The sequence below is a fragment of the Humibacter albus DSM 18994 genome (assembly GCF_000421825.1).
In the GTDB taxonomy this organism is placed as follows: Bacteria; Actinomycetota; Actinomycetes; order Actinomycetales; family Microbacteriaceae; genus Humibacter; species Humibacter albus.
The window spans coordinates 414,325-433,685 of sequence record NZ_ATXT01000015.1 but is presented as its reverse complement, the minus strand read 5'-3'; the positions used below and the strand labels follow the sequence as shown (position 1 = coordinate 433,685).

Annotated in this window: 16 protein-coding genes; 13 read left to right on the top strand and 3 right to left on the bottom strand. The window is 67.6% G+C overall.

Annotated elements, in window-relative coordinates:
• The coding region (locus tag H623_RS21470) for a helix-turn-helix domain-containing protein (protein ID WP_245558980.1) at nt 1-181 on the bottom strand (181 nt) is incomplete at its 3' end.
• A gap of 289 nt (nt 182-470) precedes the next feature.
• Between H623_RS21470 and H623_RS19435 the strand changes: the two genes are divergently transcribed.
• Entirely contained in the window at nt 471-1,145 is a 675-nt protein-coding gene (locus tag H623_RS19435; protein ID WP_051143197.1) for an HAD family hydrolase, read from the top strand.
• A gap of 169 nt (nt 1,146-1,314) precedes the next feature.
• The gene (locus H623_RS0111450) at nt 1,315-1,671 is read left to right on the top strand and encodes a hypothetical protein (protein WP_022901078.1); all 357 of its coding nucleotides are present in this window, start codon (nt 1,315-1,317) and stop codon (nt 1,669-1,671) included.
• A gap of 84 nt (nt 1,672-1,755) precedes the next feature.
• On the opposite strand, the gene H623_RS19430 is transcribed toward H623_RS0111450, so the two are convergent.
• Nucleotides 1,756-2,139, bottom strand: coding sequence for a response regulator transcription factor (locus tag H623_RS19430; protein WP_169514916.1), 384 nt, complete (start codon nt 2,137-2,139; stop codon nt 1,756-1,758).
• 238 nt (nt 2,140-2,377) lie between these two features.
• Nucleotides 2,378-3,010 (bottom strand): ScbR family autoregulator-binding transcription factor, encoded by a 633-nt coding sequence (locus H623_RS19425; protein WP_022901075.1) that lies wholly within the window; start codon nt 3,008-3,010, stop codon nt 2,378-2,380.
• A 152-nt stretch (nt 3,011-3,162) separates the two neighbouring features.
• Between H623_RS19425 and H623_RS0111430 the strand changes: the two genes are divergently transcribed.
• The 11 genes from H623_RS0111430 to narI all read left to right on the top strand — a co-directional run bounded on the left by H623_RS0111430 (nt 3,163) and on the right by narI (nt 19,316).
• Nucleotides 3,163-3,966 carry a response regulator transcription factor gene (locus tag H623_RS0111430; protein WP_022901074.1) on the top strand — a complete coding sequence of 268 codons (804 nt, stop codon included), beginning with the start codon at nt 3,163-3,165 and terminating at the stop codon, nt 3,964-3,966.
• A gap of 450 nt (nt 3,967-4,416) precedes the next feature.
• Nucleotides 4,417-6,408, top strand: a complete 1,992-nt coding sequence (locus H623_RS21110) for a sensor histidine kinase (protein WP_022901073.1) — start codon at nt 4,417-4,419, stop codon at nt 6,406-6,408.
• A gap of 184 nt (nt 6,409-6,592) precedes the next feature.
• A complete protein-coding gene (locus H623_RS0111420) occupies nt 6,593-7,420 on the top strand; it encodes an AfsA-related hotdog domain-containing protein (RefSeq protein ID WP_022901072.1) in 828 nt (275 codons plus the stop codon).
• Nucleotides 7,421-7,867: 447 nt separating this feature from the next.
• The gene (locus H623_RS0111415) at nt 7,868-8,077 is read left to right on the top strand and encodes a heavy-metal-associated domain-containing protein (RefSeq protein WP_022901071.1); all 210 of its coding nucleotides are present in this window, start codon (nt 7,868-7,870) and stop codon (nt 8,075-8,077) included.
• Nucleotides 8,077-10,335: a heavy metal translocating P-type ATPase gene (locus H623_RS0111410; RefSeq protein ID WP_022901070.1), complete on the top strand. Its 2,259-nt coding sequence runs from the start codon at nt 8,077-8,079 to the stop codon at nt 10,333-10,335. Before H623_RS0111415 ends, H623_RS0111410 begins: the two co-directional genes overlap by 1 nt.
• A gap of 46 nt (nt 10,336-10,381) precedes the next feature.
• Nucleotides 10,382-10,849: a hemerythrin domain-containing protein gene (locus H623_RS0111405; protein ID WP_022901069.1), complete on the top strand. Its 468-nt coding sequence runs from the start codon at nt 10,382-10,384 to the stop codon at nt 10,847-10,849.
• Between the two features lie 146 nt (nt 10,850-10,995).
• Nucleotides 10,996-12,312, top strand: coding sequence for an MFS transporter (locus H623_RS0111400; protein ID WP_022901068.1), 1,317 nt, complete (start codon nt 10,996-10,998; stop codon nt 12,310-12,312).
• Between the two features lie 50 nt (nt 12,313-12,362).
• Nucleotides 12,363-16,097 carry a nitrate reductase subunit alpha gene (locus H623_RS0111395; protein WP_022901067.1) on the top strand — a complete coding sequence of 1,245 codons (3,735 nt, stop codon included), beginning with the start codon at nt 12,363-12,365 and terminating at the stop codon, nt 16,095-16,097.
• Nucleotides 16,094-17,833 carry a nitrate reductase subunit beta gene (narH, locus tag H623_RS19415; RefSeq protein ID WP_022901066.1) on the top strand — a complete coding sequence of 580 codons (1,740 nt, stop codon included), beginning with the start codon at nt 16,094-16,096 and terminating at the stop codon, nt 17,831-17,833. The genes H623_RS0111395 and narH overlap by 4 nt, the downstream gene beginning before the upstream one ends.
• A 2-nt stretch (nt 17,834-17,835) precedes the next feature.
• Nucleotides 17,836-18,558 carry a nitrate reductase molybdenum cofactor assembly chaperone gene (gene narJ / locus H623_RS0111385; protein ID WP_022901065.1) on the top strand — a complete coding sequence of 241 codons (723 nt, stop codon included), beginning with the start codon at nt 17,836-17,838 and terminating at the stop codon, nt 18,556-18,558.
• Entirely contained in the window at nt 18,555-19,316 is a 762-nt protein-coding gene (gene narI, locus H623_RS0111380) for a respiratory nitrate reductase subunit gamma (protein ID WP_026940248.1), read from the top strand. The genes narJ and narI overlap by 4 nt, the downstream gene beginning before the upstream one ends.
• The last annotated feature ends 45 nt before the right edge of the window (nt 19,317-19,361 follow it).

Sequence of the window (19,361 nt, the reverse complement as noted above, 5' to 3'; positions counted from 1 at the left end):
AGGTAGCGTTCGGTGAGGTGACGGGACGTCGGGAATGCGGCTGAAACGCGCTCTCACCCTCGAGCCGATATCGGGCCACCAGTTTGGACACCCAACTCTGCGATACCCCGTAACGACGGGCGGCCTCCGACTGCGAAATACCGGACAGAACGGCACTAATCACGAGACGCTGCTTGGTCATGCCCCAGCGTCAGTCGCCCAGCTACTCCCATCTCCGCAGACACGGTATTCCAATGACGCGAGACACCCATTCCGATGACGCGAGACACCCATTCCGATGTCCTGAACCAGGACACCACCGGTACCGCCAGCCGAAAACCCCCGCGATTCCGGTATTCACCAGGGACCGCGGGGGTTTTCGTCGTGAACGACCCCACCAATCCCTCCGCGTGCTACCGTCAATCCGGCCGCGCCCCTGCGGCCGCGCCCAGCGGGCGGCCGCACCCGAATCCACAAGGAGCACAAGCAGAATGGCGACACCCGCCGGCGTGGCGTTCTTCGACGTGGACGAGACGCTGGTCTCCGTGCGCACGCTCGAGTCGTTCCTTCTCTACTACCTGAAGCGCGTGCCGTCGATGGTCTCGCTCCAGCATCTGGGGGAGCTGCGGCAGCAGGTCCTGCACCTCAGCCGCGCGGAGTTCAACCGCCGGTACTTCCGCATCTGGGCGGGTCAGCGGGAGGCCGACGTGCTCACCGCCGGACGCGACTGGTTCGCACAGGCATCCGAGCAGCCCGGCTTCTACCGGCCCAACGTGCTGGAGCGGCTGCGCAAGCACCAGGATGCCGGTGCCCACGTCGTCCTCGTCTCCGGATCGTTCGGTCCGCCGCTGCAGCCGATCGGTGCGGCGCTCCGGGTCGAGAGCATCTACTGCACGGAGCTCGAGGTCGTCGACGGCGTCTACACGGGAGAGATCAGCGCCGCGATGATCGACGATGACAAGTCTCACGCCGTCGATGCGTACCTGGCCGGTCTCGGCGCCGGCCTCGACAGCTGGGCCTACGGCGATCATCCCAGCGATCTCGCGCTGCTCGAACGCGTTGCCCATCCCGTCGTCGTCGGATCGGACGAACGGATGCTCGCCCTCGCGACCGCACGCGACTGGCCGGTCATGCCCGTCGAGACTCCGCTCGCGCCTCGGGCGTGAAGCGACGTGACGGCCACGAAAGCGTGCTGCCGTCATCCACGCCTCGAACGCCACCGAATCACTACGTGGGCGAGGTGGGACCCATTTCGCCGCGAGGACCCGCGAACGCGCTACCGTGAGGATCGCTCCACTTCTGAACGACCCACTACTGCATCGTAAGGATTCGTCAATGGCATCCATCGCCGCTGCCCTGCACGATCTTCTCAATGAGCGCGACCTCAGCGTCGAGGACGGGCTCTCCCGGCATTTCACGGACGGCTTCCGCCAGAGCACCAATGGCGACTGGATCGACCGCTCGGCCTTCGCCGCCCAGCTGGATCAGTTGCGGCTGCTCGTCGACCGCGCGGAGATCCGGGTCGTCGACGAGCTGACGAGCGGGTCCGCCTATGCCGAGCGGCACGTGCTCACCGCGACGATGCGCGACGGATCCGTCGCGGCCCAAGAGGTCTTCCTCTTCGCGAAGATCGCGGACGACGGCCGGTTCGAGTCGCTCGAAGAGCTCGTGCGTCCGCTCACCGAGGCCTGAGCGCGCAGGCCGCCTTTCCGCGTGTCCCCACCGCGACGACCTCCGCCGTCCGGGCGAACGGCGCGACGGAGAGCGCGCGCGCGTTCAGCCGTCGGACAGAGATCGAAGCCGTGCCTCGACGTGCCGTCGCAGGTCGCGGGGTCGGAACGGCTTCACCATGAAGACGTCGGCGCCAGACTCGATGCTCGCGGTGACATCGCGTTCCGCTCCGCTGGCACTCAGCACCACGATCAGGGCGTCGCTGACGGCGCGGAGGCGCCGAGTGGTCTCGATGCCGTCCATTCCGGGCATCCGGATGTCGACGGTGATGACGACCGGATCGCAGCGCTGCACCGCGGCGAGCCCGTCGAGCCCGTTCGCCGTCGCGATCACGTCGAGACCTGCGCGGTCGAGTATCGCGCAGATCAAAGATCGGATGCCCTCGTCGTCTTCGATGACAACGGCATATCGGCCGGGCGCGCGGCTCACCACGTGCCGGGTGCGGTCGCGCGTTCGTCACCGCGGATGCCATCGGACGTCCGGCGCGCTCGCACCGGTACGAATCCCGGCCGCATCCGCAGACTCTCCACGCGATCGATTCCTTCTTCTCGTCCCGGGTCTCGTGCCGAGCCGGGTCCACATCGAGGCGCACGCGCCCCAACCCTCGAGAGTAATCTAGACGGACGTCTTGCGGGAGGGAAATCCCTGTTTTGGGGGCGAGTATTACTCAGTATGTCGTGGACGACCGACGGAGCGTACGCACCATATCCCGAGGATCGCTCACGCCGAACGCCGGAAGGAACATGAGCCAGTAGCGGTCGACCCGTTCGTCGATATCGCTGGCCCGCGTGAGCCGATGAGCCACCTGCTGCAAGCCGGTGAACGCCTCGACCAGAACCTCGGCCGCGGACTCCGCATCGACGCCGTGGGGGAGCGGCACGTCCGGTGCGGACTCCGTCAGAAGCGTGCGGACCAGCGCGATCCAGCCGACGAACGGCACGGGCAGGTCGACGTCGTTGAGCCCCGCGTCGTGCTGGAGGCGGATGCCGGCGCGCACCAGGACGTCGTCGCGGAACCGTCCCGCGACGACGAACGACAGCATGACGATGGCGTCTAACCCCGAGTATCCGTCTGCGCGGATCCGATCAGCGATGGCTTCCCATTGCCCGTACTGGAGGCTCACCACCTCCAGAGCCAGGGAGGATTTGGACGAGAAGTGGTAGCCGAGGGCACCCTTCGTCCTGCCCAAGCGCCCCGCGATGCTCGACAACGACGCGGCGGCGTAGCCCACCTCGTCGAACTCCGAAGCCGCGGCGTGCACGATCTCTTCTCGCCGGGCGAGCGCGCGTGCCTGTGTCATCGTTTCCTCAGCTTAGGCCGTCCCGGGGTGCTCGGGCCCGACGGTGACGCGCCGGCGACGACGTACGCGGCAGCGGATGCCTGTTCCTCGCCGCATCTGGCGCGTCGCGAACGAGCGTGGTCGCGGCGGCCTCATTGCTACGCTTTTCGAATATGCGAGCGGTGGAGGGTGACTGTGTCGTCGTCATCGAGGATGACGACGGCATTCGCGAGCTCATCGGTGCGGTACTGTCCCAGCTCGGTCTCGAGGTTATCGCCGTCTCGAACGGACTCGACGGTGTCGCCCAGGTGGAGGCGCGGCATCCGGTGCTCGTGACCGTGGACGTCACGATGCCCGGCATCGATGGATTCGAGACGGCGAAGCGCATCCGCGCGATCAGCAATGCCTACATCATCATGCTGACGGCGCGCGATGAGGAGATCGATGCCCTTCAGGGGCTCGGTGCCGGCGCCGACGATTACGTTCTCAAGCCGTTCCGTTCCCGGGAGTTGAGGGCTCGGGCCGAGGCGATGCTTCGCCGGCCGCGCGTCGTGGAGCGTCCCGTCACCGGTTCCATCGAGGTGTCGTTCGAAGGCACGGCGGACGAGGCGCCGCCGGCCGAGCGCCCGTCGACCGGAAGCGGAGTGCTGCGACACAACGGTGTGGTCCTCAATTCCGACACGCACATCGTGGAACGCGATGGGGACGAACTCGACCTGACGCGCAGCGAGTTCGAGCTGCTGCAGGCCCTGCTCACGTCGGGGCGATCGGTGCGCAGCAAGGATGAACTGGCGCGCCTCCTACGAGGCGACGGGTATGTTCTCAACCCGTACGTCGGCGACGCCGATCGCCGCGGCGTCGAGGTTCACATCGGCAACTTGCGCAAGAAGCTCGCAGACAACGCCACGTCTCCGTACCTCATCGAGACGGTGCGCGGAGTGGGCTACCGGCTGGCGGCCCGCCGCGACCGAGGATAGGCCGGATTGCAGAAGTGGCGGGTGAGCGGCGCTCTCCTCAGCTCGGCTTTCGCAACAGCGCCGCGGCAGACAGAGTTGTACACCCCCGGACTCGGTACAGATCTTCCGTTTTCTTCGGTTGATTCAGTGGCGATTGTCAGCACAAGACGGATATCCTAGAGATCTCCGCACCGTCGTCATTGCGACGTTGTGTGCCGAGAGACCACACATTCGGGTTGAGGTGCGTCTCGGTCTTTACGGAGAGGGGGCGCCGTCATTCGGGTTGACGGCGCCCCATCACATGCCTTCCGCTGCGCGGCGACCACTCCAGTCTGCGACTCGAGTCAGCGGATTGTCCGCGGCGCATGCTCAAGAGTTCCTCAGGACATGCGCCGCAGGACTCTCTGCGGCTGCGCAAGCGGAAGGGCCACGCCATGATCAATTAGCGTGACGATGAGAGAGGAGCCCGCGATGCCAGAACCAGACAACGCCGAAATCGTGCATCCCCTCAGCGTCGTCGTGGCGGTGGACGAGGCGTTCGGCGAGGCGGCGAGGGCCGCATTGGATGCCGCCGGTATCGGGCCGCAGATCGCGACGGTCGAGAGTGAGCCGCCCGCGCACACCCGTCGGCCGGTGCTCCTGATCGTCGGAAGCATCGAAGAACTGCACACCGAGTCCATGGTGGAGGCGGCGGATCGGGACTTCGTGCTGCTGGACGATGTGCACCGCGAGTTGGCTCCGCGAGTCCGCGTGCTGCACGAACGGGCGGCACGACGTCGGGCTCGCCTCGGGCACGCAGATCAACTGCGCGACGAGACGATGCGGCTCACCTGGGAGGTCCACAGCGCGGACACCCTCGAGGAACTCGTCGCGACGGCCGCGCAAGGAGTGCGGGACATGCTCTCGACACGCGACGTCGCTGTGGTCATCCCGGTCGACCCGGACGGCGCGGGCGACGACGGGACGCTGATGTGGACGACGTCGGCGGCGCACTCGCTCGATGACCCGGAGCTGTTCAGCCGGGTCTGCGACGCAGTGGCGAAGAGTCCCGGCCCCTCGCCGACCCCGCTCGCCCGTCCGTTCCAGTCGGTCGTCGAACTGCAGGACCGCGTGGCGATCGACGGCTTGTTCGGCGTCGGCGTGCGTCACGCGATGCTCGCGCCCGTCAACCTCGTCAGTGGCGCACGCGGAGCCCTCATCGTCGCGGACGGAACCGAGCCCGGCCGGCGAACCGAGTACGAGCGCGACCTCGTGTCGTACGTCGCCACGCAGATCGGTCGCGCGGTGTCTGAACTCTGGCTGCGCGACCGGCAACGGGCATCCGAGGAACAGCTTCAGAAGACATCCGCAGAGCTCCAGCGTCTGGTCAACGAGAGAGACGACCTGGGTGTGGTGGTCCGCTCGATCGCCGACGCCGTCAACGTGGGCGTCATGTTCTTCGACAACGACAATCGCCCGCAGCTGCACAACCGCATGGTGGAGCGGCTGCTCGGGCTCGCCGCGTTCGATCAGAAGACCGGCCTCAGCAGGCATGTCTACGGATCCGATCGCCACACGCGCGTGAAGGAAGGCAAGAACATCGTCTCCGAGACGCTCGAGGGCGACCAACGGGGGCTCATCTACTGGATGGGCGATCCGCAGGGCGAACAGCGGGCCGTCGTCACCGAGGCGCACACCATCAGCAAGCCGGACGGCGAACGACTGGGATCCGCGATCGTCACCTACGACGTGACGGATCTCGCGAACGCGATCGAGATCCGCGAGGAATATCTCGCGACCGTGTCGCACGAGCTGCGCACTCCGCTCACCTCGATCGTCGGCTATCTCGATCTCATCGACGACAGCTACGACGTCGACGAGTTCGGCTTCGGCAAGGAGTTCCGCACCATCCAGCGCAGCACCGAACAGATGCTCGCGTTGATCCGCGACCTGCTGAGCACGAGCACGCGCGAGCTCTCACTGCGCATCGAGCCCGTCGATCTCTCGGCGTTGCTGACGCAGTGCGTGTCGACCTTCCGTCCGACGCTCGAAGCGTCGCACCAGAAGCTCGAGCTGGAGCTGCCGGGCGCCGCCGTGCTCGCGCATCTGGATGCCGGCCGCATCAGGCAGGTCGTCGACAACCTGATCTCGAACGCCACGAAGTACACGCGAGAAGGCGGCGTGATCAGGGTCGGGCTCCAGCACGACGACGAGCACGTCGTGATCACGGTGGCCGACAACGGATTCGGAATCAGCAAGGCCGATCAATCGCGGCTCTTCGACAGGTTCTTCCGCGCCAGGGACGCCCGCGAAGCCGCCATCCAGGGTGTCGGCATCGGGCTGACCATCGTACAGACCATCGTGGTCGCCCACGGCGGCACGGTGTCGGTCGACAGCGAGCCCGGCCAGGGTTCGACCTTCACCGTGCGGCTGCCGATGCGCGCAGAAGCGACTCCGCTCCCGACTCTTCCCCTCAACCCGTGATGCGCGGGTGAAGACGAGATGAAGCGAACGACCGGATGCCTGGAGCACCCGTGCGAGCGCGACGCCTCGGCTGCAGTCAGACCATCTCGCCCGGCCGCACCCGAAGCGGCCGGGGACGCGCGGATCGCCCTCCGGCGCGATGTGCTCCCCATGAGACGAGCAGAAGGAGACAAGGGTGCCTCACGTGGCTCTCATCGACGGTAGTGCCGCTCACCGTTCCACCAGGTCGGAGTCGCTCGTGTGGGCGATCGAACCGGCGTCTCACGACGGAGAGGGACAGACCTGGTTCGCCGATGTCGAGATTCCGCGCAGCCACTGGCTGTGCCATCCGGTTCCGGATGTCATTCCGGTCACCCTGCTCGCGGAAGCGTTCCGGCAGGCGGGGCTGGCGATCTGCGTCGCCGGTCTCGGCATGGGACAGTCCGTGCACTTCATCGTCTCGAGGATGACTGTGGTGCGCGAGAGCGATCCGCTGCACTTTCCCCGCTTCGGTGCATTCGTGGGCAGGCTCGAAGTGACTTTCGCCGAGATCGGGTACCGCAAAGGCGCTCCGCACGTTCTCAGCGTCGACTATGTGCTGCCCGGTGTCGCCTCGGGCCACGTCGATGCGCGGATCCTCACCGACCGCGACTACCGCGTGCTTCGCCGCAACGCGGTCCCGCTGGACGACGAGATCCGTACCTCGCTCACCGAACTGGTCGAGGTGGTGGAACGCGATGGCGATCGGCTCGTCGCTCGCCTGGGCGTGAACGAGTCCGATCCGTTCTTCTTCGACCACGCGGTCGACCATCTTCCGGGCATGCTCCTGCTGCACGCGGTCGCGCGCATCCACGAGGACGAGCACGGAACACCTCCGCGATTCCTCACAATCGAGTTCCCCGCGTTCGGCGAGTTCCGCGTGGCCACCACGGTCGAAGCAGACTTCTCGGGAACGGGAGCCGAAGTGGCGTTCACACAAGGCGACCGCACTGTGGCGACGGCGGTCACGGACACGCGCGACATCAGCGGCTGAGGGCGCCGGGCAAGCGCCACCGGCGGGACGCCTCGCTGCTCGGTGGGGCACCGCCGATGGCGGGACGCCTCACTCGATCCGAAGCAGGAGTGCTGGGCCCGTCCAGATCGCGCTCTGAAGAGCGGCGACGGGCCCAGCACTGAACCACACGGGCGGACTCTCGTCCGTCGAGCGTTGGCGCCTTCTTCGGGTGAAGGCACCATTTTGGGGGGTTGAGGATACCGCGGATGTCGCGGCAAGAACGATCATTCCAGCCGAATCGACACCCCTTGCGCCGAAAAACCTCAAGAAATGCTCAAGTCTGCGGTGAAGGGGCCGTGAGGGTGGCGAACGGGCGACGCGGCGGAAGCGCCTGTGCCGTCCGCGAGGCGCCTGGGAATACCCCCAGGGGGTACAGTTGTTCCATCGGGTGACGACGCGCGTAGTGTGCGCTGAAGGAGGACGATCATGGCGACGGCGGAGTTTCAGGTGACGGGGATGAGCTGCGGGCACTGCGAGACGGCGGTGCGCGAGGAGGTCGGTCTTCTCGAGGGTGTGGAAGACATCCAGGTGAGCGCGGAATCCGGCCGCCTGGTCGTCACCGCGATCGAGCCGCTCGAGGATGCCGCCGTGCTGGCCGCCGTGGAGGAGGCCGGCTACTCGGCGGTGCGCGTCTGATGAGCGCCGTGGTACCGGCGGGTGCCGGCCCCCGCGTCGAGCTGGAGATCGGCGGCATGACCTGCGCCTCGTGCGCGACCCGCATCGAGAAGAAGCTGAACAGGCTCGACGGCGTCGCTGCGACGGTGAACTTCGCCACAGAGAAGGCGACGGCGAGCGTGCCGGCGGGCTACGACCCGGCAGCGCTCATCGCCGAGGTCGAGAAGGCGGGGTACACGGCGACGATGCCCGCGCCGGAGGCGGAACCGAAGGCATCCGGGAACGAGGATGTGGATCCGGAACTGACGGCGCTGCGCACGCGGCTCCTCGTGTCGATCGCGCTCACCGTGCCGGTGGTGGCACTGGCGATGATTCCGGTGCTGCAGTTCACCTACTGGCAGTGGGCGTCGTTGACATTGGCCGCGCCTGTCGCGGTCTGGGGCGCGTGGCCGTTCCACAGGGCGGCCTGGATCAACCTACGGCACGGAGCCGCGACGATGGACACGCTCATCTCGATGGGCGTCACGGCGGCATTCCTCTGGTCGCTGTACGCGTTGTTCCTCGGCACGGCGGGCATGCCAGGCATGCGGCACGCGTTCGAGTTCACCCTCGCCCCCAGTGACGGCTCGTCGAACATCTACCTCGAGGTCGCAGCTGGTGTGACCACGTTCATCCTGGCCGGACGCTACTTCGAGAAGCGTTCCAAGAGGCAGGCCGGCGCCGCCCTCCGTGCCCTGCTGGAGCTGGGTGCCAAGGACGTGTCGGTGCTGCGCGGCGGACGCGAGGTCGAAATTCCGGTCGAGCAGCTTCGCGTCGGCGACGAATTCGTCGTGCGCCCCGGCGAAAAGATCGCGACCGACGGCGTGGTCGTCTCGGGAACATCTGCGGTGGATGCCTCGCTGCTGACCGGCGAGTCAGTCCCGGTCGAGGTCGCCTCGGGCGACGCGGTCACCGGTGCCACCGTCAATGCGGGCGGACGCCTCGTGGTGCGCGCCACCCGGGTCGGCGCCGACACCCAGCTGGCGCAGATGGCCAGGCTCGTCGAAGCGGCGCAGACCGGCAAGGCGGAAGTGCAGCGCCTCGCCGATCGTGTCTCCGGCGTGTTCGTGCCGATCGTGATCGGGATCGCCATCGTCGCGCTGGCGGGGTGGCTGATCGCCGGATTCCCTGCGGCTGCTGCGTTCACGGCAGCCGTGGCCGTACTGGTCGTGGCCTGCCCGTGCGCGCTCGGGTTGGCCACCCCCACCGCGCTCCTCGTGGGAACGGGCCGCGGCGCGCAGTTGGGCGTCCTGATCAAGGGGCCGGAGATCCTGGAGTCCACACGCTCCGTCGACACCGTGCTGCTCGACAAGACCGGCACCGTCACGCAGGGCCGCATGTCGCTCGTCGACGTCATTCCCGAGCCCGGCACCGACCGTGATGAGCTGCTCCGGCTGGCCGGCGCGCTCGAAGACGCCTCGGAGCACCCGATCGCGCAGGCCGTCGCGAAGGCGGCGACCGAGCAGTGGCGCGACGGGCTACCGGTCCCGGAGAACTTCACGAATGTGGAGGGCAGGGGCGTTCACGGCGTCGTCGACGGCCACGCCGTCGTCGTGGGACGCGAGTCGCTGCTCGCCGACTGGCCGCAGCGGCTGAGCCCGGCGCTCGTTTCCGCCAAGGCACGGGCCGAGAACGCGGGGCAGACCGTGGTGACGGTCGGCTGGGACGGCGCGGCGCGGGGCATCCTCGTCGTCGCCGACACGGTGAAGCCGATGAGTGCCGAGGCCGTCGCCCGGCTGAAGGGCCTGGGTCTGACGCCCGTGCTGCTCACGGGCGACAACCGCGCCGCGGCGCAGCACATCGCGTCGCACGTCGGCATCGACGAGGTGATCGCCGAGGTGCTGCCGAGCGAGAAGGTGGATGCCGTCACTCGCCTTCAGCGCGAAGGCAGGGTCGTGGCGATGGTCGGCGACGGCGTCAACGACGCGGCCGCACTGGCGCAGGCGGACCTCGGGATCGCGATGGGGACCGGCGCGGATGTGGCGATCGAGGCATCCGACATCACGCTCGTGCGCGGTGACCTGCGAGGCGCGGTGGATGCCATCAGGTTGTCGCGCAAGACCCTCGGCACGATCAAGTCGAACCTGTTCTGGGCGTTCGCCTACAACGTGGCGGCGATTCCGATCGCCGCGCTCGGGTTGCTGAACCCGATGCTCGCGGGTGCGGCGATGGCGCTGTCGAGCGTGTTCGTCGTGGGCAACAGCCTGCGGCTGCGCGGCTTCCGCAGCGTCGTGCGCTGACGCGTTGCCATGTTTTAACGCAGGAATATCCGGTATATTCACGGTCATGACCGGCATGGGCACCCTGGGCGACGCGCTGGAGCACGAGCACCGCGCGATCGATGGCGGAATCGAGGCATACCTCGAGGGCGACCCGGGGCATCCGCCGGTCGAGCGGCTCGTCGAGGCCATGGCCGGCCTGCGCCGTCACATCTATCTCGAGGAGGAGTTCCTCTTCCCGCCGATGCGCGAGGCTGGCATGATGATGCCCATCTTCGTGATGCTGCGTGAGCATGGCGCCCTCTGGAACGCGATGAACGGCATCGACACGGCGTTGACCGACGGAGCCGATCGGGATGCCGTGGCGGCGCTCTGCAAAGACCTGCTCAGCCTGCTCGACGCGCACAACTCCAAAGAGGAGCCCGTCATCTACACGCAGGCCGACGCCATGCTGCGCGAGGAGGCGAGCGCGGAGCTCGAAGACTTTCTGAAGACGGGCACCATGCCCGAGGGCTGGGTCTGCGCGAACGCCTGAGCGGCGCCTGCTTCAGCTACGCACTGATAGGCGTTGAAGTCGCGGTACCCCGGATCGAGTGATCCGGGCATGCCGCGCTAGCTTCTCGCGCCCGTTCGGAGCAGTCTGGTGCCAAGCATTCTCACGCCTGCGGGAGGTCGAGGGGGATGGCACTGGTCACCGGGTCCGAGCTGAAGGCAGACCTGTCCAATTGGAACCCGGAGGACCCCGCGGTCTGGGACCCGAAGCGCGCGTGGTGGACGCTCGGCATCACGACGTACACCATGTTCATCAGCTTCGCCACGTGGTACGTCGTGAGCGCTGTCGCGCCGAGGCTGAATGACGTCGGCTTCGCGCTCGACACGGACCAGCTGTACTGGATCGTCGCGATCCCCGGGCTCTCGGCCGGCATTCTTCGGCTGGTCTTCATGTTCCTGCCGCCCATTCTCGGCTCCCGCAGGCTCGTGGTGCTCTCGGCACTGCTGTTGCTCGTCCCCCTGCTCGGCTGGACGTTCGCGGTGCGCGACAACACGACGCCGTTCTGGGTGCTCATGGCACTCGCCTTCGCGGCCGGTGTCGGCGGCGGCACGTTCTCCGGCTTCATGCCCTCGACGAGCTACTACTTTCCGAAGCGTCTGAGCGGAACGGCGCTCGGGCTGCAGGCCGGTCTCGGCAGCTTCGGCATCTCGTTCGTGCAGCTGCTCACGCCGTGGGTCGTCGGCTTCGGCCTGTTCGGCACCGCGGCGCTGACACCGCAGACGGATGCCGGCGGAAGGCTTCTTTGGCTGCACAACGGCGGCCTCGTGCTGGTGCCCTGGGTGCTGCTGGCGGCGGTCGTCGCCTTTCTCTACATTCGCAGCGTGCCGGTGACGGCGAACTTCCGTGAGCAGATGGACATCTTCCGACTCAAGCACACCTGGATCCAGACGGTGATCTACGTGATGGGTTTCGGCCTGTTCTCCGGGCTCGCTGCGCAGACCGCCCTGCTCATCAAGAGCCTGTGGGGCGGTCCGGAGGCGGGCGGGCCCAACGGCATGGTGTTCGCGTTCATCGGCGCCGCGCTGGGGGCGCTCGTCCGGGCCGCGTGCGGTCCGCTCTGCGACCGGTTCGGTGGCGGCATCTTCACGCTGATCGGCTCGATCGGCATGTTCATCGGCTGCGTCCTGGCGACGGTCTTCCTGCTCCCCGGCAGCGCGAGCGGTTTCGGCGGCTTCGTCACGGGCATCCTCATCGTCTTCTTCTTCTCCGGACTGGTGAACGCCGGAGTCTTCAAACAGATGCCGACGATCTTCCCTCGCCGGCAGGCCGGCGGCGCGATCGGCTTCACGGCATCGATGGCGGCCTTCGGCCCGTTCTTCGTGGGCGTGCTGCTCTCGTTGCTCGGACCGGTGCCGTTCTTCGTCTGGTCGGTGATCCTGTGCGGGGCCTGTTGCTGGCTGGCGTGGTGGTACTACGTGCGGCCGGGCGCCGAGGCGAAGAGCTGAGCACCTCATGAACACCAACGACGCGAACACCCAACGAGACGAGGACGAACATGGCAGCGCGCAGCCACGCTGAACCGGCGACCGACGGCCCTCTGGCCGACACGCTTCTCGAGCTCAGCCGCTTCATCCGCCCCGGCGAGGTCTCGCCCGACCTGCGCACGCTCTTTCTCAAGGGCGGGCGCAACGGCGACGTCTTCTACCGCGATCGCTGGTCGCACGACAAGGTGGTGCGCTCCACGCACGGCGTGAACTGCACCGGGTCGTGCTCGTGGAAGGTGTACGTCAAAGACGGCATCATCACCTGGGAGACGCAGCAGACCGACTATCCGTCGGTAGGCCCCGACTCACCGGAGTACGAGCCTCGTGGATGCCCGCGCGGCGCTGCGTTCAGTTGGTACACGTATTCGCCGACCCGCGTTCGGTACCCGTACATCCGCGACGTGCTGCTGCAGTTGTACCGGGAGGCCAAGCAGGCGCATCCGGATCCCGTGGATGCCTGGGCCTCCATCGTTCAGGACCCCGCGCTCGCCGCACGGTACAGAAGGGCTCGCGGCAAGGGCGGCCTCGTGCGCGCCACCTGGGCGGAGGCCATCGAGATCACGGCCGCGGCCCACGTGCACACCGTGAAGACGTACGGACCGGATCGCATCGCCGGGTTCTCGCCCATCCCAGCGATGTCGATGATCTCGCACGGCGCCGGATCGCGATTCCTCACGCTGCTCGGCGGCACGATGCTGTCGTTCTACGACTGGTACGCCGACCTGCCGGTCGCCAGCCCGCAGGTGTTCGGCGACCAGACGGACGTGCCGGAATCGGCCGACTGGTGGAACGCCGGCTACCTCATGATGTGGGGCTCGAACGTGCCCGTGACGCGCACACCCGACGCCCACTTCATGGCGGAGGCGCGCTACCGGGGCCAGAAGGTGGTCGTGGTCTCGCCCGACTACACCGACAACACGAAGTTCGCCGACGAGTGGGTCTCACCGCACCCCGGCACCGACGCGGCGCTCGCGATCGCGATGGGTCACGTCATCCTTACCGAGCACTTCGTGCAGAAGCGCACGCCGCGCTTCGAGGACTACATGCGCCGCTACACCGACGCGCCCTACCTGGTCACTCTGGAGCGACACGGCGACAGGCTGGTGCCGGGCAAGTTCTTGACCGCGGCCGAACTCGGCGAGGACGCCGCCAGCGCGGCCCACGCCGAGTTCAAGCCCGTGGTGCTCGACCAGAGCGGCGCACCGGTCGTGCCGAACGGCTCGCTCGGCCACCGGTTCTCCCCGGAGGACGAGGGCCTCTGGAACCTCGACCTCGGAGACGTGGTGCCGCCGCTGTCGGTGGCGGACCTCGAGGACTCGGGTGGGGCATCCGCCGACATCGCGCTGCCGCGGTTCGACGTGGCCCCGGAGCCGGGGCAGGAGCACGCCGGCGGGTCGGGCGTCGTGCTGCGCGGCGTGCCCGTGCGCCAGGTGGCCGGCCGCACCGTCACGACGGTGTTCGACCTGATGCTCGCGCGCTACGGCGTGGCCAGGGATGGCCTGCCCGGGCAGTGGCCGACCGGATACGACGACGCGTCGGCTCCGGGCACGCCGGCCTGGCAGGAGGAGATCACGTCGGTGCCCGCCGAACAGGCGATGCGCATCGGTCGCGAGTTCGCCGACAACGCGGAGCGCTCGGGCGGGCGCTCGATGATCCTGATGGGCGCCGGCACGAACCACTGGTTCCACTCCGACACCATCTACCGCACGTTCCTCGCGCTAACGATGATGACCGGCTGCCAGGGCGTGAACGGTGGCGGATGGGCGCACTACGTCGGCCAGGAGAAGGTGCGGCCGCTCACCGGCTACAACCAGTACGCGGGCGGCGCGGACTGGAACCGCCCGCCACGGCAGGCCATCGGCACGGCGTTCTTCTACCTCTCCACCGACCAGTGGCGTTACGACGGGCTGCCCGCGAACCAGCTCGCGTCACCGCTGAACCGCGGGGCGTTCGACGGCCGCACCACGGCCGACTGCCTTCTCGAGTCGGTCAAGCGCGGCTGGATGCCGAGCTATCCGACGTATGACCGCAACCCGCTCGACCTCTGCGACGAGGCGAAGGCGGCGGGCAAGGAGCCCGCGCAGTACATCGTCGACAGTCTGAACGACGGCTCCCTGCACTACGCGTGCGAGGACCCGGATGCTCCGCAGAACTTTCCGCGCGTCATGCTGATGTGGCGGGCGAACGTGCTCGGCTCCTCCGGCAAGGGCAACGAGTACTTTCTCAAGCACCTGCTGGGCACGGATGCCGCGGTGCGCGTCGGCGAGACGCCCGTCGGTTCCCGGCCGCGTGACATCCGCTGGCGCGACGACGCCCCGATCGGCAAGCTCGACCTGCTGGTCACCAGCGACTTCCGCATGACCTCGACCACGCTGTTCAGCGATATCGTGCTGCCGACCGCGACCTGGTACGAGAAGTACGACCTGTCGTCGACCGACATGCACCCGTTCGTGCACTCGTTCACCCCGGCGATCGACCCGCCGTGGCAGACCCGCACCGACTTCGAGACGTTCAAGGTGCTCGCGGAGAAGTTCAGCGAGCTCGCACGCACGCACCTCGGCGTGCGCACCGACATCGTCGCGGCTCCGCTGCAGCACGACACCCCGGACGTGATGGCCACGCCGCACGGCGCTGTGCAGGATCTGCCGCTGAAGCCGGGCGTGACCATGCCGAAGCTCGTCGTCGTGGAGCGCGACTACCCGGCGCTGGCCGACAAGTGGAAGACGCTCGGTCCGCTCGCCGAGAAGCTGGGCATGGTCACGAAGGGCGTCACCTATCACCCGGGTCCCGAGGTGGCGGCGCTCGCCCGGCTCAACGGTGTGGTCGAGGCCGGTCCGATGGCCGGACGCGTGCGCCTGGACACCGACCGACGGGCGTGCGAGATGGTGCTGGCGCTCTCCGGCACGACGAACGGCCGCCTGGCGGTGGAGGGTTTCGAACAGCTGGAGGCCAAGACCGGGCAGAAGATGGCTTTCCTCGCCGAGGAGCACGCCGGCACGCACATCTCGTTCACCGACGTGCAGGTGCAGCCGCGCAGCGTCATCACCTCGCCGGAGTGGTCGGGCTCCGAGCACGGTGGGCGTCGATACACGGCCTTCGCGGTGAACGTGGAGCAGCTCAAGCCGTGGCACACGCTCACCGGACGGCAGCACTTCTTCCTCGACCACGACTGGATGGAGGAGCTCGGCGAGAACCTGCCGGTCTACCGACCACCGCTCGACCTGGCCCGGATCTTCGGGGACGCGCGGCCCGGCGCGACGGGCGTGGATGAGGCATCCGGTGCCGCGGAGGTCTCGGTGCGCTACCTGACGCCGCACTCCAAGTGGTCGATCCACTCCGAGTACCAGGACAACCTCTTCATGCTGTCGCTCTCGCGCGGTGGTCCCACTATCTGGATGAGCCCGAAGGATGCCGCCAAGATCGGCGTGCGCGACAACGAGTGGATCGAGTCGTACAACCGCAACGGTGTCGTGGTGGCGCGGGCTATCGTCTCGCACCGCATGCCCGAGGGCACCGTGTACATGTACCACGCGAAAGACCGCACGGTGGATGTGCCGATCGCCGAGACGAGCGGCTTGCGCGGCGGCATCCACAACTCTCTGACCCGCATCCTGCTCAAGCCCAGCCACCTGATCGGCGGCTACGCGCAACTGGCTTGGGCGTTCAACTATCTCGGACCCACCGGAAACCAGCGTGACGAGGTCACGACGATCCGGCGGCGCAGCCAGGAGGTGCAGTACCGATGAAGGTCATGGCACAGATGTCGATGGTGATGAACCTCGACAAGTGCATCGGATGCCACACGTGCTCCGTCACCTGCAAGCAGGCGTGGACGAATCGCACCGGTGTGGAGTACGTGTGGTTCAACAACGTGGAGACCCGTCCTGGTGTGGGGTATCCCCGCACCTACGAGGACCAGGAGAAGTGGGGTGGCGGCTGGGTGCGCACCAAGCGCGGCCGCCTCAAGCTGCGCAGCGGTGGACGGCTGAACAAGCTGGCGCACATCTTCTCGAATCCGAACCTGCCCGGCGTGCACGACTACTACGAGCCGTGGACGTACGACTACGACATGCTGCTGAACACGCCGGCGGGTGAGCAGACGCCGGTCGCCCGGCCGAAGAGCCTGCTCACCGGCCAGGACATGAAGATCTCGTGGTCGGCGAACTGGGACGACGACCTCGGAGGGTCGGTCGAGACCATGCAGGACGACCCGATCCTGAAGAAGATGAGCGAACAGGTGCACGCCGAGTTCGAGCAGGCGTTCATGTTCTACCTGCCGCGCATCTGCGAGCACTGCCTGAACCCGTCGTGCGTGGCATCCTGCCCATCAGGGGCCATGTACAAGCGCGTTGAAGACGGCATCGTGCTGGTCGATCAGGACAAGTGCCGCGGCTGGCGCATGTGCGTCTCGGGCTGCCCCTACAAGAAGGTGTACTTCAACCACAAGACCGGCAAGGCCGAGAAGTGCACGCTCTGCTATCCGCGCATCGAGGTCGGGCTGCCGACCGTGTGCTCGGAGACCTGCGTCGGCCGGCTGCGCTACCTCGGGCTCGTGCTCTACGACGTGGACCGGGTCGCCGAGGCGGCCAGTGTCGAGAACGAGCACGAGCTGCTGGATGCCCAGCGCGACGTCATCCTCGACCCGTTCGATCCCGAGGTGATCGAGGCCGCCGCACGCGACGGCATCCCGTCGGACTGGATCGAGGCCGCGCAGAACAGCCCGATCTACAAGCTGATCAAGCAGTACCGCGTGGCGCTGCCGCTGCACCCGGAGTACCGCACCATGCCGATGGTCTGGTACATCCCGCCGCTCTCGCCGGTGGTCGACGTGATCACCGGATCCGGCAACGACGGCGAGGACGCACGCAACCTGTTCGCTGCTATCGAGAAGCTGCGCATTCCGATCGAGTACCTCGCCGAGCTGTTCACGGCCGGCGACACGAAGCCGGTGGATGCCTCGCTGCGCAAGCTCGCCGCCATGCGGTCGTACATGCGCGGCATCAACCTCGAGGAGGGGCGCGACGAGTCGATCGCGCAGACCGTGGGCATGACGGGCACCGAGATCGAGGAGATGTACCGGCTGCTCGCGATCGCGAAGTACAACGACCGCTACGTGATCCCCGCCGCGCACGCCGAGACGGCCCGCGAGCTCGACGAGCTGGCCTGCTCGCTGGACTACGAGGGCGGTCCGGGCATGGGCGGACCGAACCGCTTCGGGACGTCGAGCGGGCATCCCGTCCCGGTCGCGGTGGAGAACTTCCACGCGCTGGCCAACAGGCAGACGTCCGACCGGTCGGCGGTCACCGGCCGCGTCAACCTGCTGAACTGGGACGGCAACGGCTCGACGGACGGCCTCTTCCCGCCCGACGCGCACGGCGAGGTCGACGGCGAGCATCTCGAGGGCGAGCATCTCGACGCCGATCCTCGCGGCGGCGGGGGCGTCGGCGACCACGGCCCGGGCGACGAGAACCGGGGCGGCTGACCATGCTCGACACGAATTCCCGTGTGACGCCGCGGCGTCGCCTTCCGGCGCCGCTCGACGCGCTGGCGCTCAGTCGGGAGCAGCGGCAACGCGTGCACATGGCGGCCGCGGTGCTGCTCGACTACCCGGATGCCACGTGGTTCGCCAAGCTGCCCACCGTGCGTGCGCTCGTGGCACCGTTGCCCGAGCCGGCCCGCGCGCCGCTGGAGGTGTTCATGGATGCGGCGGTGCAGGCATCCGCATCGCCGTCGTCGGGGTGGGAGCAGCGTTACGTCGTCACGTTCGACCTCAAGCGCAAGTGCAGTCTTTACCTCACGTATTACGCCACGGGTGACACGCGCAAGCGCGGCACGGCGCTGGTCACCATTCTGGAGGCGTACCGGGCCGCGGGTTGGGAGTTCGACGCCGACGAGCTTCCCGACTACCTGCCCGCGGTGCTGGAGTTCTCGGCGATGAGCGACTCCGAGATCGCAGCGGCCCTGCTGAGCAGCCATCGCGAGGGCATCGAGGTGTTGCGGGCGGCGCTCGAGGAGATCGACAGTCCGTGGGCGGGCGTGGTGCGCGCCGTCACGCTGTCGCTTCCCCGCATCGACGAGGCGACCAGGGAGCGCTACCTCGCGCTGATCAGCGAGGGGCCGCCCACCGAGACCGTCGGTCTCAGCTTTCTGGGTCTGCCGGGCGTGCGGGACGCCCTGCCGCCGTTCTCTGCGAGGGAGCACGCATGAATCCCCTGTCGATGCTGTTGTGGGTCGCGTTTCCGTACGCCGCTGCCGCGGTGTTCATCGTCGGCCACATCTGGCGCTATCGGTACGACAAGTTCGGCTGGACCACGCGATCATCTCAGACCTATGAGAACCGGCTGCTGCGGTGGGGGTCGCCGATGTTCCACTTCGGCATTCTCTGCGTGCTGGTCGGTCACGCCGTCGGGCTGCTCATTCCACAGGAGTGGTTGTTCGCCATCGGGATCAACGAGACGATGTACCACATCGGTGCCACGGTGCTCGGGACGGCGGCCGCGGTGTTCACGCTCGTCGGGCTCGTCATCCTGATCTACCGGCGCCGCACGGTCGGCCCGGTGTTCCTGGCGACGACGCGCATGGACAAGGTGATGTACGTCTTCCTCGGCGCGACGCTGTTTTTCGGCACGTTGGCCACGTTCAGCTACCAGCTGTTCGGAACCGGTTACAACTACCGCGAGACGATCAGCCCGTGGGTGCGCAGCATCATCCTGTTCCAGCCGCAGCCCGAGCTGATGGCGCAGGCGCCGCTGTTCTTCCAGATCCACGCGCTGTGCGCGACCGCGCTGTTCCTGCTGTGGCCGTTCACCCGGTTGGTGCACGTGTTCTCGGCACCGGTGCAGTACCTGTTCCGGCCGTACATCGTGTACCGGTCGCGCGACGAGCACCGCAGCGGCACCCGCGCCACGCGTCGCGGGTGGGACCCGGTGGCCGCCCCGAACCCGCAGCGGCTGCGTCGGCCGTAGGCCGCGTTGCCGATGGGGGTGCTGAAGCCGTGCGCCCCGGGGGCC

Bases quoted from the DNA above. Each gene is read 5' to 3' on its own strand.
- H623_RS0111405 (WP_022901069.1), top strand. From the start codon at position 10,382: ATGACCGGCATGGGCACCCTGGGCGACGCGCTGGAGCACGAGCACCGC.
- H623_RS19425 (WP_022901075.1), bottom strand. From the start codon at position 3,010: ATGACACAGGCACGCGCGCTCGCCCGGCGAGAAGAGATCGTGCACGCC.
- H623_RS0111415 (WP_022901071.1), top strand. From the start codon at position 7,868: ATGGCGACGGCGGAGTTTCAGGTGACGGGGATGAGCTGCGGGCACTGC.
- narI (WP_026940248.1), top strand. From the start codon at position 18,555: ATGAATCCCCTGTCGATGCTGTTGTGGGTCGCGTTTCCGTACGCCGCT.
- H623_RS0111430 (WP_022901074.1), top strand. From the start codon at position 3,163: ATGCGAGCGGTGGAGGGTGACTGTGTCGTCGTCATCGAGGATGACGAC.
- H623_RS0111410 (WP_022901070.1), top strand. From the start codon at position 8,077: ATGAGCGCCGTGGTACCGGCGGGTGCCGGCCCCCGCGTCGAGCTGGAG.
- narJ (WP_022901065.1), top strand. From the start codon at position 17,836: ATGCTCGACACGAATTCCCGTGTGACGCCGCGGCGTCGCCTTCCGGCG.
- H623_RS21110 (WP_022901073.1), top strand. From the start codon at position 4,417: ATGCCAGAACCAGACAACGCCGAAATCGTGCATCCCCTCAGCGTCGTC.
- narH (WP_022901066.1), top strand. From the start codon at position 16,094: ATGAAGGTCATGGCACAGATGTCGATGGTGATGAACCTCGACAAGTGC.
- H623_RS0111400 (WP_022901068.1), top strand. From the start codon at position 10,996: ATGGCACTGGTCACCGGGTCCGAGCTGAAGGCAGACCTGTCCAATTGG.
- H623_RS19435 (WP_051143197.1), top strand. From the start codon at position 471: ATGGCGACACCCGCCGGCGTGGCGTTCTTCGACGTGGACGAGACGCTG.
- H623_RS0111395 (WP_022901067.1), top strand. From the start codon at position 12,363: ATGGCAGCGCGCAGCCACGCTGAACCGGCGACCGACGGCCCTCTGGCC.
- H623_RS0111450 (WP_022901078.1), top strand. From the start codon at position 1,315: ATGGCATCCATCGCCGCTGCCCTGCACGATCTTCTCAATGAGCGCGAC.